General features: G+C 71.0%; 11 protein-coding genes and 2 pseudogenes. 8 read left to right on the forward strand and 5 right to left on the reverse strand.

Features of this window, described 5'->3' with window-relative positions:
• Positions 1 to 31 precede the first annotated feature (31 nt).
• Positions 32 to 955: a non-homologous end joining protein Ku gene (gene ku / locus ABD844_RS27110; RefSeq protein WP_344883795.1), complete on the reverse strand. Its 924-nt coding sequence runs from the start codon at positions 953 to 955 to the stop codon at positions 32 to 34.
• Between the two features lie 59 nt (positions 956 to 1,014).
• Between ku and ligD (ABD844_RS27115) the strand changes: the two genes are divergently transcribed.
• The 5 genes from ligD (ABD844_RS27115) (at position 1,015) to ABD844_RS27135 (ending at position 4,123) form a co-directional block, all read left to right on the forward strand.
• Positions 1,015 to 1,917, forward strand: a complete 903-nt coding sequence (gene ligD / locus ABD844_RS27115) for a non-homologous end-joining DNA ligase (RefSeq protein ID WP_344883798.1) — start codon at positions 1,015 to 1,017, stop codon at positions 1,915 to 1,917.
• Positions 1,914 to 2,798 (forward strand): non-homologous end-joining DNA ligase, encoded by an 885-nt coding sequence (ligD, locus tag ABD844_RS27120; RefSeq protein ID WP_344883801.1) that lies wholly within the window; start codon positions 1,914 to 1,916, stop codon positions 2,796 to 2,798. Before ligD (ABD844_RS27115) ends, ligD (ABD844_RS27120) begins: the two co-directional genes overlap by 4 nt.
• A 42-nt stretch (positions 2,799 to 2,840) precedes the next feature.
• On the forward strand, positions 2,841 to 3,047 hold the full coding sequence (locus tag ABD844_RS27125) for a hypothetical protein (RefSeq protein ID WP_344883804.1): 207 nt from the start codon (positions 2,841 to 2,843) through the stop codon (positions 3,045 to 3,047).
• A 132-nt stretch (positions 3,048 to 3,179) separates the two neighbouring features.
• Positions 3,180 to 3,800, forward strand: a complete 621-nt coding sequence (locus ABD844_RS27130) for a TetR/AcrR family transcriptional regulator (protein ID WP_344883807.1) — start codon at positions 3,180 to 3,182, stop codon at positions 3,798 to 3,800.
• 89 nt (positions 3,801 to 3,889) lie between these two features.
• Positions 3,890 to 4,123 (forward strand): DUF3107 domain-containing protein, encoded by a 234-nt coding sequence (locus tag ABD844_RS27135; protein ID WP_344883810.1) that lies wholly within the window; start codon positions 3,890 to 3,892, stop codon positions 4,121 to 4,123.
• Positions 4,124 to 4,698: 575 nt separating this feature from the next.
• On the opposite strand, the gene ABD844_RS27140 is transcribed toward ABD844_RS27135, so the two are convergent.
• A complete protein-coding gene (locus ABD844_RS27140) occupies positions 4,699 to 5,343 on the reverse strand; it encodes a ferritin-like fold-containing protein (RefSeq protein WP_344883814.1) in 645 nt (214 codons plus the stop codon).
• Positions 5,344 to 5,694: 351 nt separating this feature from the next.
• Between ABD844_RS27140 and ABD844_RS27145 the strand changes: the two genes are divergently transcribed.
• The 3 genes from ABD844_RS27145 to ABD844_RS27155 all read left to right on the forward strand — a co-directional run bounded on the left by ABD844_RS27145 (position 5,695) and on the right by ABD844_RS27155 (position 9,919).
• Positions 5,695 to 7,593: a DEAD/DEAH box helicase gene (locus ABD844_RS27145; protein WP_344883817.1), complete on the forward strand. Its 1,899-nt coding sequence runs from the start codon at positions 5,695 to 5,697 to the stop codon at positions 7,591 to 7,593.
• 513 nt (positions 7,594 to 8,106) lie between these two features.
• The gene (locus ABD844_RS27150; RefSeq protein ID WP_344883820.1) at positions 8,107 to 8,997 is read left to right on the forward strand and encodes an alpha/beta fold hydrolase; all 891 of its coding nucleotides are present in this window, start codon (positions 8,107 to 8,109) and stop codon (positions 8,995 to 8,997) included.
• Positions 8,998 to 9,010: 13 nt separating this feature from the next.
• Complete coding sequence (locus ABD844_RS27155) at positions 9,011 to 9,919, forward strand: oxygenase MpaB family protein (RefSeq protein ID WP_344883823.1); 909 nt, start codon at positions 9,011 to 9,013, stop codon at positions 9,917 to 9,919.
• Here ABD844_RS27155 and ABD844_RS27160 read toward each other — a convergent pair.
• The 3 genes and pseudogenes from ABD844_RS27160 to ABD844_RS27170 form a co-directional block, all read right to left on the reverse strand.
• Positions 9,873 to 10,688: an MFS transporter gene (locus tag ABD844_RS27160; RefSeq protein WP_344883826.1), complete on the reverse strand. Its 816-nt coding sequence runs from the start codon at positions 10,686 to 10,688 to the stop codon at positions 9,873 to 9,875. The genes ABD844_RS27155 and ABD844_RS27160 overlap by 47 nt on opposite strands.
• A 61-nt stretch (positions 10,689 to 10,749) precedes the next feature.
• Positions 10,750 to 10,986: pseudogene (locus tag ABD844_RS53260) on the reverse strand (MFS transporter); the annotation flags it as partial.
• Between the two features lie 71 nt (positions 10,987 to 11,057).
• Positions 11,058 to 11,314, reverse strand: a pseudogene (locus ABD844_RS27170) (recombinase RecB); the annotation flags it as partial.

Raw genomic sequence — 11,314 nt, forward strand, 5'->3', positions numbered from 1 at the left:
GAGCCCCTACGGGGCCATCAGGAGGAAACCCCTACGCGGACTTGCGCGTCTTACGCTTGGCCGGGGCCTTCTCCTCGGCCTTGGCCGGCTCCTTCTCGGACTCCTCCGCTGCTTCCTTGGAGGTGTCCTTGGCGGACTTCCCCGCAGCCCTCTTCGGCCTGGCCGGTTCGCCGCCGCCCGCGCGCTCGCGCTTGGCCGCCTCGACGCTGGCCCTCAGCGCGGCCATCAGGTCCACGGCGGGCTTGGCCACTTCCTCCTCGCGGGCCGCGATGACCTCCTTGCCCGCCACCTTCGCCTCGATCACCTGCTGCAACGCCTCGCGGTAGGCGTCGCGGTACTCGCTCGGGTCGAAGTCCGACTCCATGGTGGTGATCAAGGACTCGGCCATCTTGAGCTCCTGGGCGCGTACTTCGATGTCCTCGTCGAGGAAGGCGAAGTCGGGCCTGCGGATCTCGTCCGGCCAGAGCATGGTCTCCAGGACGAAGACGCCGTCCCTGACCCGCAGCGTCGCCAGCGACTCGCGCTGGCGCAGGGCGACCTTGACGACCGCCACCTGACCCGAGCTCTCCAGGGCGTTGCGCAGCAGCACGTACGGCTTCGCCCCCTGCGCGTCGGGCTCCAGGTAGTAGGACTTGGCGAAGTAGATGGGGTCGATCTGCTCGGCGGGAGTGAACTGCAGCACGTCGATCCGGCGCGACGTGCTCAGCGGCAGGTCCTCGAAGTCCTCGTCGGTGAGCACGACGATCTCGCCCGAGGCAAGTTCGTAGCCCTTGGCGATGTCGGAGTACGGCACCTCTTCGCCGTCCTGCGTGCACACCCGCTTGTAGCGGATTCTGCCGCCGTCCGCGCGGTGGACCTGGTGGAACGTGACGTCCTTCTGCTCGGTCGCGGAGTAGAGCTTGACGGGGATGGTGACCAGCCCAAAAGAGATCGCACCTTTCCAGATGCTGCGCATGGTCACTCCTCAGCTCTCAACTGCACACCAATGGGCACATACCCGTCATGGGGCAACCAATGCCATACCCCATCGAACCGATGCTGGCCGTAGCGGGGGAACTACCCTCCGACCGCGACCGGTACGGTCTCGAGGTCAAGTGGGACGGCATCCGCGCCCTCCTCCATCTTGACGGGGGGATGAGAGTGACGGGGAGACACGGAGTGGAGTACACCCGTCGTTATCCGGAAATTTCGGGTTTTGGGGTTAAGAGCGCGATCATCGACGGCGAGGTCGTGGTCCTCGATCCCCAGGGCCGTCCCAGCTTCGAACGGCTCCAGCACCGCATGCACCTGACCGACCCTGAACCGGCCGTGCTGAAGCTGTACCCGATCACGTACCTGCCGTTCGACCTGCTCTACCTCGACGGCCTACCGCTGTTCGACCTGTCCTACCGCGACCGCCGGGCGCTGCTCGACGAGCTGGACATCGGCGCGCCCCCGTACTTCCCCGGCGACTCCGACCTGCTCGCCGCCACCTACGAGCAGGGCCTCGAAGGCGTGGTCGCCAAGCGGCTCGACTCCCCTTACCGGGCGGGCACGCGCTCCCCCTGGTGGATCAAGGTCAAGAACCTGTCCACGAGGGAGGTCGTGATCGGCGGCTGGAAGCCCGGCAAGGGACGGCGCGCGGGCGGGATCGGCTCGCTGGTCATGGGGGTGTTCACGGACGAGGGCCTGACGTACGTCGGGCACGTCGGCACCGGGTTCACCGACACCGTGCTGGAGGCGCTCCACGAGACCCTGCTGCCGCTGGAGATCCCGCGCAGCCCGTTCGCGAACGAGGTCCCGTGGCGCAACCGCTGGGTCAGGCCGGAGCTGGTCGGGGAGGTGGCCTACACGATGTGGACCGGCGAGCAGCGCCTGCGCCACCCTGTGTGGCGTGGCCTGCGCCCCGACAAACTCCCCTCGGAGGTGACGCGATGAAGGTGCCGATGAAGGTGCCGGTGAAGGTGGACGGGCGAGACCTGACCCTGAGCAACCTGGACAAGGTCCTCTATCCCGACTTCGGCTTCACCAAGGCCGAGGTCATCGACTACTACAGCCGCGTCGCGCCCGTGCTGCTGCCGCACCTGCGCGGCCGGCCCCTGACCGTCAAGCGTTACCCCAACGGCGTCGCCGCCCAGTTCTTCTTCGAGAAGAACGCCCCCGACCACACGCCCGGCTGGGTCCGGCGCGTCAGCCTGCCCGTACCCGGCAGCACCAAGAACCGCGAGACCATCGACTTCGCCGTCGTGGACGACCTGCCCACGCTCGTCTACTACGCCAACCTCGCCGCACTCGAACTGCACGTCCCCCAGTGGCGGGTGGACGACGACGGCCGCGCGCTGCCGCCCGACACGCTCGTCTTCGACCTCGACCCCGGGCCGCCTGCGACGATCGTCGAGTGCACGCGGGTGGCGCTCATGCTGCGCGAGGCGCTGGAGAGCGAGGGTCTCGTGGCCCGGCCGAAGACCAGCGGCAGCAAGGGCATGCAGCTCTACGCGGACTGGGACGGCCGCGAAGAGCCCTCCGCGTACGCCAGGAGGCTGGCCCGGCGCCTGGAGAAGGAGCACCCCCGGCAGGTCGTCAGCGTGATGGCGAAGAAGGCGCGGGCTGGCAAGGTGTTCATCGACTGGAGCCAGAACAACCCGGCCAAGACCACCGTGGCGCCCTACTCGCTGCGGGCCGGGCAGCGGCCCACGGTCTCCACCCCGCTGACGTGGGCGGAGGTCGAGGGCTGCGAACACGCCGAAGACCTGGTGTTCACCGCGCCCGACGTACTCGCCAGAGTGGAGAAGCGCGGCGACCTTTTCGGCCGGGCGTAGGCTGGTTCCGTCCGCACTGAGAGGGGGCCGAAGATGTCGGAGATGGACATTCGCGGGGACGAGAGCCCTTACCTCGAAGACGAGGAGGAGCTGTCGATCGAGACGCCCGAGGCCGACGCCGCCGAGCAGCACAGGGAGCTGCTCCAGAGCGTGGGGCGACTGCGCCGCGAACTTCCGCTTGACGTCGACCCGGCCGACGGGGCCGACCAGGACCGCGTGGTCGATCTCGACGACGAGGACTACCGCTGAGCCGGCCCGGCGGCTCCGACCTGCGCGAAGGAGGCCCATCGCAGACGGCCGTCGCCACGGCGCGGCCCGCCCGTCGGCCTGCCCGCACGTAGGATGTCCGCACCGTTCGCCGAGAAACCAATGGAGACCCGCGTGACCGCAACCCCGGACGCCAAGCCCCGGGGCACCCGGCTGCCCCGCCTGGCCCGACGCCGGCAGCTCCTGAGCGCCGCGCAGGAAGTGTTCGTGGAGAACGGCTATCACGCGGCCGCCATGGACGAGATCGCCGACCGGGCCGGGGTGAGCAAACCGGTGCTCTACCAGCACTTCCCCGGCAAGCTAGAGCTCTATCTGGCGCTGCTCGACCTGCACGTCGACGACATGGTCAACCGCTGCAAGGAGGCGCTGGCCTCCACGCACGAGAACAAGCTGCGCGTGCAGGCCACGTTCAGCGCGTTCTTCGACTTCGTCTCCAGCCAGGGCGAGGCGTTCCGGCTGGTCTTCGAGTCCGATCTGCGTAACGTCGCGCCGGTGCGGCAGCGGGTGGAGCGTTCGCTGCGCGAGTGCGCGGAGATGGTCAGCGAGCTGATCCAGGAGGACACCGGGTGCACCAGTGACGAGGCGCACCTGCTCGGCGTCGGGCTGGTGGGCATGGCGGAGGTGAGCGCCCGCTACTGGGTCACCACGAACGGCTCGATCCCCAAGGATGCGGCCGAGCAGCTCATGGCCCGGCTCGCCTGGCGGGGCATCAGCGGTTTTCCGCGTACGGCTTAACCCGTTCGCTGGGCGCGATCAGCCGCGTCCTCCAGGGGTCCGAGCGGCCACGATGGGATTGAGCCAGCCCCGTCGACTAAGGAGCCACGATGGAAATCAAGATCGGCGTACGCTCCGTACACCGCGAACTCGTTGTCGAGACCGACCTCTCCGCCGAGCAGGTCGAAGAGGAGATCAGAAACGCCCTGTCGGTCGACCGCGGCGGCGTGTTCGCGCTGACCGACGTCAAGGGCAGGCGGATCGTGGTGCCGGTGGCCGCGCTCGGGTTCATCGAGATCGGCGAGGACGAGGCCCGGCCGGTCGGCTTCGGCGGCACGCTCTAGCCGCTCACCGGCCAGTTCACCAGCCACTTCGTCGGCCGGTTCATCGGCCGCCGCATCGACGGGGCACGGCTCACGGGCCGCACCCCGTCGCCAGCCCGCCCGGCCTCAGCCCCGGGCGGGCGCTCTGCCGAGCTGACAACCACGTGGCCGCCGGGGCCGCGGAGCGCATTCCCGCCCCGGCTCGGCGGCCGGACAACCCGCGCCCTCCCGTCGCAACACGGCACGCGGGGTCCAGCGATTCGGCCTGCATCTGGTCAAGGAACTGCCGTAGCGGCGCGAGGCCCTCATGTCCGCACGGTACAGCCCACGCCGCCCGCGCGCCCCCCGATACGCCAGACCGACCCCACCACCCGACCCGCCAGACCGGCCCCACCACCCGAAGCGGCTTCACCGCCCGACCCGCCAGACCGACGCCACCGCCCAGAGCGGCCTCACCACCCGACGCCAGATCGACGCCATCGCCCAGAGCGGCCTCACCGCCCGACCCGGCAGAGCGGCCCCACCACCCGGCAGAGCAATCTGCCGGACACACCCGGCCGACCGATCTGTCGCGCGCGGCAGGGCCACCGGGGGCGTCAGAGGCCCATCGCGGCCATGCGTTTGTTGTGGGCCTCGGTCAGTTTCGCGAACAGCCGGGAAATGTCGGTCTGCCCCTCCCCCAGCGACTCCATCAGCAACAACGCCAGGTCGGGCCGCACCGAGGCGACCTGCTGCCCCTGGCTGAGCGCCTCGCCGACCAGCCGCCGCGCCCACAGCGCCAGCTTCCCCGCGGCCGTCGGCTGGGCCTCGATGCCCGCCCTGACCTGCTCGACCGCGAACTTCGAACGCTCCTCGTCCACCAGCACCTCATCGACGAGCTTGACGATCGAGGGATCGAGGTGCCGGGCCGCCTCACGGTAGAAGTCGAGCGCGATGCCGTCACCCACGTACGTCTTGACCAGCGCCTGCAGCCAGTCGGCCGGCCGGGTCTGGCCGTGCCAGGCGTCCAGCGCGGACACGAACGGCGCCATCGCCCCGTCGGGATCGGCCCCCAGCTCGGTCAGCCGGTCGCGCAGGAGGCGGAAGTGGGCGTACTCGGTGATGGCCAGTTCGCTCAGCGCCGCGCGGTCGGCGAGCGAGGGCGCCAGCGTGGCCGCGTCCTCGGTCATGCGCGCGTACGCGCTGAGCTCCGCGTAGGCCAGCACACCGAGCAGGTCGACGACTCCAGGAGACTCCTTCATGGAAGGCAGCGTACTTCGGCGAATCTTCCGGAACATACGCAAGCTCGGCCAGCGTTGTGGTATCGAGTACACTGCTCTGTGAAAGTGCGACCGCACTGTGTAAATTCGGGGGAATCCCCCGATTACCCCCCGATTCCCCGGGTTCGCGGTCGCTAATGACGCGAGAGGGCTGGCTCTACCGCGAGGACCCACGACACGGGGCTGCATTCCGCCCGTCGGTCCCGACAGGCCCGCCTTCATTTGAGACTGAGGCAGGCCACGCTGACGACTTTCCGAGACCTCGGAGTCACACCAGAGATCGCCGATGCCCTTGAGACCGAGGGCATCGTCACACCGTTCCCCATCCAGGAGATGGCTCTTCCGCTCGCCCTGACCGGCCAAGACCTGATCGGCCAGGCGCGCACCGGTACGGGCAAGACCTACGCGTTCGGCATCGCGATGCTGCAGAGCATCGGCAAGCCGCGCAAGAACCGCAAGAAGCCCCGCGGGCTGGTCGTCGTACCGACCCGCGAGCTGGCCGTGCAGGTCAGCGAAGACCTGGTGACCGCCGCCGGCAAGCTCGGTTCCCGGGTCCTCACCGTGTACGGCGGTCGCGCGTACGAGCCGCAGATCGAGGCCGTCAAGGCAGGGGTCGACGTGATCGTCGGCACCCCTGGCCGGCTGCTCGACCTCGTCAAGCAGAAGCACCTCGACCTGAGCCAGGTCACCAGCCTCGTGCTCGACGAGGCCGACCGCATGCTCGACCTGGGCTTCCTTCCCGACATCGAGCGCATCTTCAAGCTGATCCCCGCGCAGCGGCAGACGATGTTGTTCTCGGCGACCATGCCGGGCGAGATCGTCGCGCTGTCGCGCAAATACCTCAACCGTCCGACCCACGTACGCGCCGAGCTGGAGAGCGGCGAGGGCGAGGCCACGCCGCAGGTGCGCCAGATCGTGTGGCGCACCCACCGGATGGACAAGATCGAGATCCTCGCGCGGATGCTGCAGGCCGACGGCCGCGGGCTCACCATGGTCTTCTGCGAGACCAAGCGGGCCTGCGACATGGTCGCCGAGCAGCTCGACACGCGCGGTTTCGCGGTCGCGGCCGTCCACGGCGACCTCGGCCAGGGCCAGCGCGAGCAGGCGCTGCGCGCGTTCCGCAACGGCAAGATCGACGTGCTGGTGGCCACCGACGTGGCCGCCCGCGGCATCGACATCGACGACGTCACCCACGTGGTCAACTACGACTGCCCCACCGACGACAAAACCTACGTGCACCGCATCGGCCGCACCGGCCGGGCCGGGCGCACGGGCATCGCGGTCACGTTCGTGGAGTGGGAGGAGCTGACCCGCTGGAAGATGATCAACCAGATGCTCGGGCTCGAGTTCACCGAGCCCGAGGAGACCTACTCCACCTCGCCGCACGTCTACTCCGAGCTCGCCATCCCCGAGGGCACCAAGGGCGTTCTGCCGCACGCGAACCGTTCGCGCGCGGGGCTGTCCGCGGAGCGCATCGAGGATCTCGGGGAGACCGGACGCGTCCGCACCCGCGGACGCCGCCGTGACGAGCGCGAGGAGCGTCCCGCCCGCACGCCGCGCCAGCGCCGCCGCACCCGCGGCGGCAGGGAGCTGGCGGAGTCCGCACCCGTCGAGAGACCGGAGGTCGAGCTCGTGGATGCCCAGGCGGAGGAGACTCCGGCGATCTTCACCACCGACGAGATCCAGGCGGCCGCCGAGCCGAGGCGCGCCCGTACGCGGAGGGGGGCCGCCTCCTCCGCCATCGAGCAGGCGCTCGCCGAGGCTCCGGAGGCGCCGGTCAAGCGGGCCCGCACCCGTCGGCCCGTGGCCGAGGTCTCCGAAGCGGAGGCCGTGGAGGCTCCGGTGCGGCGCGTACGCGCTCGCCGGGTCACCACCCCGGAGACGGAGCCCGCCGTGGCGCCCGTCGTGGCGCCCGTCGTGGCGCCCGTCGTGGCGCCCGTCGTGACACCCGTCGTGACACCCGTCGAGACGCTCGCCGAGCGCGCGGAGGCTCCAGTGGTGGAGCGGCCGGTCGCGCAGCCGGAGCCCCAGCCGAGTTTCCTGGAGACGCCGCCACCGCCGCCGGTGCGCAGGGAGCCGGAGCGGATCATCCCGGCCAGCCCGTTCTCGGTGATCTTCCAGTCGCCGGACCTGGCCTCCGACGACGACGACATCGCGCCGTCGGCCGCGACCGAACGCAAGCAGCAGCGCCGTCAGGCCCGTGGCGGCGGCAACCGTCGCCGCGTGGGCTAAGCCCGGCCCAGGCGCTGAGGCACGTCAGGAGGCGCGCACCCCGAGTGAACGGGGGTGCGCGCCTGTCGCATGCGGCGAGCCCGCATGCCGATCCGCCCGCATGCCAGTCCGCTCGCACGCCAGTCCGCTCGCACGCCAATTCGCTCACGTGCCAGTCCGCTCGCATACCGCCCCGCTCGCATTCCAGTCCGCTCGCACGCCACTCCGCTCGCATGCCCTGAGCAACCCGCGTTGACCCTGCGCTGACCCTGCGTTGAGCCTGCGCGCCGTGAGCGCCTCTCTCGCGGCCCCACGGCCCGCCACCCCACCTTCGACCGCTCCGAGGCCCGGCGGACGGCTCAGGGGCCCGCTCAGAGCCCTCCAGGCGCGTGTGGAGACTGCAAGGAGCCCTGCGCCACCGGCGAGGGCGGGCACGATCGGAGAGCCCGCATACCTCGCAACTCCCCAGAACTCGCACCGGCGTCCTGGTCATGCCGGTGTCGAGGCGCTGACCTCTGGGTATTGTTGCCCCACGTGAGTACGCCGCGATTCCTCGACCTGCCTCCTGGCGTTGCACCACAGAAGATCGAGACGCCGCAGGGCACGTTCGCGGCCCTGACGGCGATTCCGGTCAGTGGTGTGGTTGAGCGCTGGCCCGCGCTCCTGGTCCCCGGGCTGACGGGCAGCAAGGAAGACTTCATCGCGGTCCTGATGACCCTGGCCCAGTCGGGCCGCCGGGTCGTGGCCATCGACCTGCGCGGCCAGTACGAGACCCCCGGCCCCGACGACCCGGCCGCCTACACCTGCGCCGCCCTCGGCTCCGACGTCGACCAGCTCGCCCAGGTCATCGGCGGCGGCGACCCCGTCCATCTCGTGGGCCACTCGTTCGGCGGGCTCGTGGCCAGGGAGGCGGCCATCGACGGGCGTACGAGGTTCGCGTCGTTCACGCTGATGAGCTCGGGCCCCGGCGCGATCGAGGGCCGCCGGGCCCGCAACGGCAAGAAGATCATGGAAGAGGTGCCCGCGCGGGGCCTGGAGCACGTGTGGCACACCCGGTTCGAGCCCGAGGCGCTGGCCAACGACGTGTCCGACGACATCATGGAGTTCCTGCACAAGCGCCTGCTGGCCAACTCCCCGACGGGGCTGGCGCGGATGGCCGAGCAGGTGTTGTCCATGCACGACCGTACCGACGAGCTGCGCGAGGTCGAGGTGCCCACGCTCGTGCTGTACGGCGAGCACGACGACGGCTGGCCGCCCGAGGCTCAGTCGGAGATGGCCGCCAGGCTCGGGGCGGACTGCGTGGTCGTGCCCGGCGCCGTCCATTCCCCCGCCGTGGAGGCCCCTGAGACGACCGCGGCGGCCCTGGTGCGCTTCTGGAACACCGCCGAGCAGCGCTATTTGGACACCCGATCCAATATCCTGTAATTCTGTACTTACCATGACGGCCAGCGAAGAACTCGTCGTCCAGCCGCCGCAGAGCGTGACCTGGCTGGTTCACATCGACCGTTCGATGTGGGTCGGCGGCGTGCGTGGCCTCATGCTGCAGGCGCTGCACCCGCTGGCCATGCTCGGCGTCTGGCAGAACTCGGGCTTCCAGGAGGACCCGTTCGGGCGGCTGCGCCGCACGGCCGACTTCGTGGGGCGGGTGACGTTCGGCAGCCCTCGGGAGGCTGACGAGATCGGCCGGCGCGTCCGGGGCATCCACCGGGCGCTGCGCGTGCGCGATCCCGCCACCGGCCGTACGCACCGGGTGGACGACCCCGAGCTGCTGCTGTGGGTGCACTGCGCGGAGGTGTCGTCGTACCTGGAGGTGGCCAGGCGCGGCGGGCTCGGGCTCACCGGGCGCCAGGCCGACCGCTACCTGCACGAGCAGCGCAGGAGCGCCACGTACGTGGGCCTGCACCTCGACGACGTGCCCGGCTCGCGCGCCGAGTTGGACGCCTACTTCGAGCAGATGCGCCCGAGCCTGCGGGTGACACCGGAGGCGGCCTCGGCCGTGCGCTTCCTGCTGTGGCCCCGGCTGCCGCGCGAGCTGCGGATGTTGTCGCCGGGCAAGCCCGTCTACCTCCCGTTCGGCGCCCTGTGCTACTACACGCTGCCCGGCTGGGCCCGGCGGATGTACGGCGCTCTGCCCGAGATCCCCCAGGCGACGGTCACGGCGGCGCTGAAGGCGTTCAGGTTCGGTATGAACGTGTTGCCCGAGCCCGTGCACGACCGCGCTTTCATGCCCGCCACCAGGGAGATGCTCCAGTCCTCCAGAGAACGGCTGAGCGCGGCGGGCTACGACGTGAGCAGAGGGCTCAAGGGCCTGACCGATCCCCGTCGCTGGCCGAAGGCCGCCGCCTGACCGGCAGCAACGCCGCCCCGGCCAGCACGACGACCGACACGCCCGTCATCGTCCAGCCGCCGCCGGTCAGCCCGGTACGGTCGAACAGCGTGCCCAGCAGGGCGGAGGCGGTGGCGGCGCCCACATACCTGGACGCCTGGAACATGCCCACCGCGGCACCCGTGTCGCGCCGGTCGGCGTGCACGAAGACCAGCGAGTTCAGCGTGAACTGGCCGAGCGCCGCCGCCACCCCGAGCAGCGCCGACGCCGCCAGCACGAGCACCACGGACCCGGCCGCGAGCATCGTGAGGGAGCCGCCGAGCAGGAGCGCCGCCCCCGCGACCAGAACCGTACGCGACCCGAACCGCGCGACCAGCGCCACCGCGACGGGCGTCATGACGATCCCCAGCCCGGCCAGCGGCAGCACCAGCAGCCCCGCGACGTGCGCGGGCACCCCGGCCGTGCGCTGCGCCCACAGCGGCACCGCGAAGAAGGCGACGTAGAAGGCCACGTTGGTGAGCGCGAACTGCCCGCAGGTGGCCAGCAGCCCGGCCCGCGGCCGGGGCAGCGCCGCCGCGCGGGCGGCGTCCACGCGCACCCGGGGCAGCCAACGCAGCGCCACGACCAGGGCGACGGCCGCGAGCGGCACGTTGACCAGGAAGATCGCCCGCCATCCCCACAGCGAGACCAGGAACCCGCTGAGCACCGGGCCGAGCGCGGCGCTGCCGGTGAGCACCATGGAGATCGTCGCGATCACGCGGGGCGGCGGCCTGCCGTCGTCGCCCGGCATCGCGGGCCTGGATGATCGCCATGCCCGCGGGCATCGTCGCGCAGCTCCCGAACGCCTGCAGCAGCCGCACCCCCACCAGCATCGGATACGACGGCGCCAGCGCCGCCAGCACCCCGGTGACCGCCATCGTCACCAGCCCGGAGCAGAACACCAGCCGCGGCCCGAACCGGTCCGCCAGCACGCCCATCACGGGCGGCGCCAGGATGCCGGTCAGGTAGAAGCCCGCGGCCAGCCAGGTCACGGCCGCGACGCCGACGTGGAACTCGGCCTCGACGTGGGCCAGCGCGACGGCGATCATGGACGAGTTCAGGGGGTTGAACAGCGACCCCAGCGCCACCGCCGCCGGTAATCGCCCCACGCCCCTGCCCACTACTCGGCCAGGCCGTCCCACGGGCGGCGCTCGGGCCCTGCCGCCTGCCCCTCCGGACAGTGCCTGCGGAAGTCGCACCAGGAGCAGATAGGGCCTGGACTCGGCGCGAACAGCTCGTCGATCTCAGCGGGCACCTGCGCGGGCCCGGCGAGCTGCCGCTCTCCCCCGGCCCTTCGCGCGCCCTCGGCCTGCCGCTCCCCCGCACCGCGCCGCGCGCCCGGCGGCGCCGCCACGGCCTCGCGGTAGCGGTCGTCGG

The organism is Nonomuraea antimicrobica (assembly GCF_039536965.1).
GTDB lineage: Bacteria > Actinomycetota > Actinomycetes > Streptosporangiales > Streptosporangiaceae > Nonomuraea > Nonomuraea antimicrobica.

What these genes read in the sequence shown, in the direction of transcription:
- ku (WP_344883795.1), bottom strand. Translation starts at nt 955, where the DNA reads ATGCGCAGCATCTGGAAAGGTGCGATCTCTTTTGGGCTGGTCACCATC.
- ligD (WP_344883798.1), top strand. Translation starts at nt 1,015, where the DNA reads ATGCCATACCCCATCGAACCGATGCTGGCCGTAGCGGGGGAACTACCC.
- ligD (WP_344883801.1), top strand. Translation starts at nt 1,914, where the DNA reads ATGAAGGTGCCGATGAAGGTGCCGGTGAAGGTGGACGGGCGAGACCTG.
- ABD844_RS27125 (WP_344883804.1), top strand. Translation starts at nt 2,841, where the DNA reads ATGGACATTCGCGGGGACGAGAGCCCTTACCTCGAAGACGAGGAGGAG.
- ABD844_RS27135 (WP_344883810.1), top strand. Translation starts at nt 3,890, where the DNA reads ATGGAAATCAAGATCGGCGTACGCTCCGTACACCGCGAACTCGTTGTC.
- ABD844_RS27140 (WP_344883814.1), bottom strand. Translation starts at nt 5,343, where the DNA reads ATGAAGGAGTCTCCTGGAGTCGTCGACCTGCTCGGTGTGCTGGCCTAC.
- ABD844_RS27145 (WP_344883817.1), top strand. Translation starts at nt 5,695, where the DNA reads ATGGCTCTTCCGCTCGCCCTGACCGGCCAAGACCTGATCGGCCAGGCG.
- ABD844_RS27155 (WP_344883823.1), top strand. Translation starts at nt 9,011, where the DNA reads ATGACGGCCAGCGAAGAACTCGTCGTCCAGCCGCCGCAGAGCGTGACC.
- ABD844_RS27160 (WP_344883826.1), bottom strand. Translation starts at nt 10,688, where the DNA reads ATGCCGGGCGACGACGGCAGGCCGCCGCCCCGCGTGATCGCGACGATC.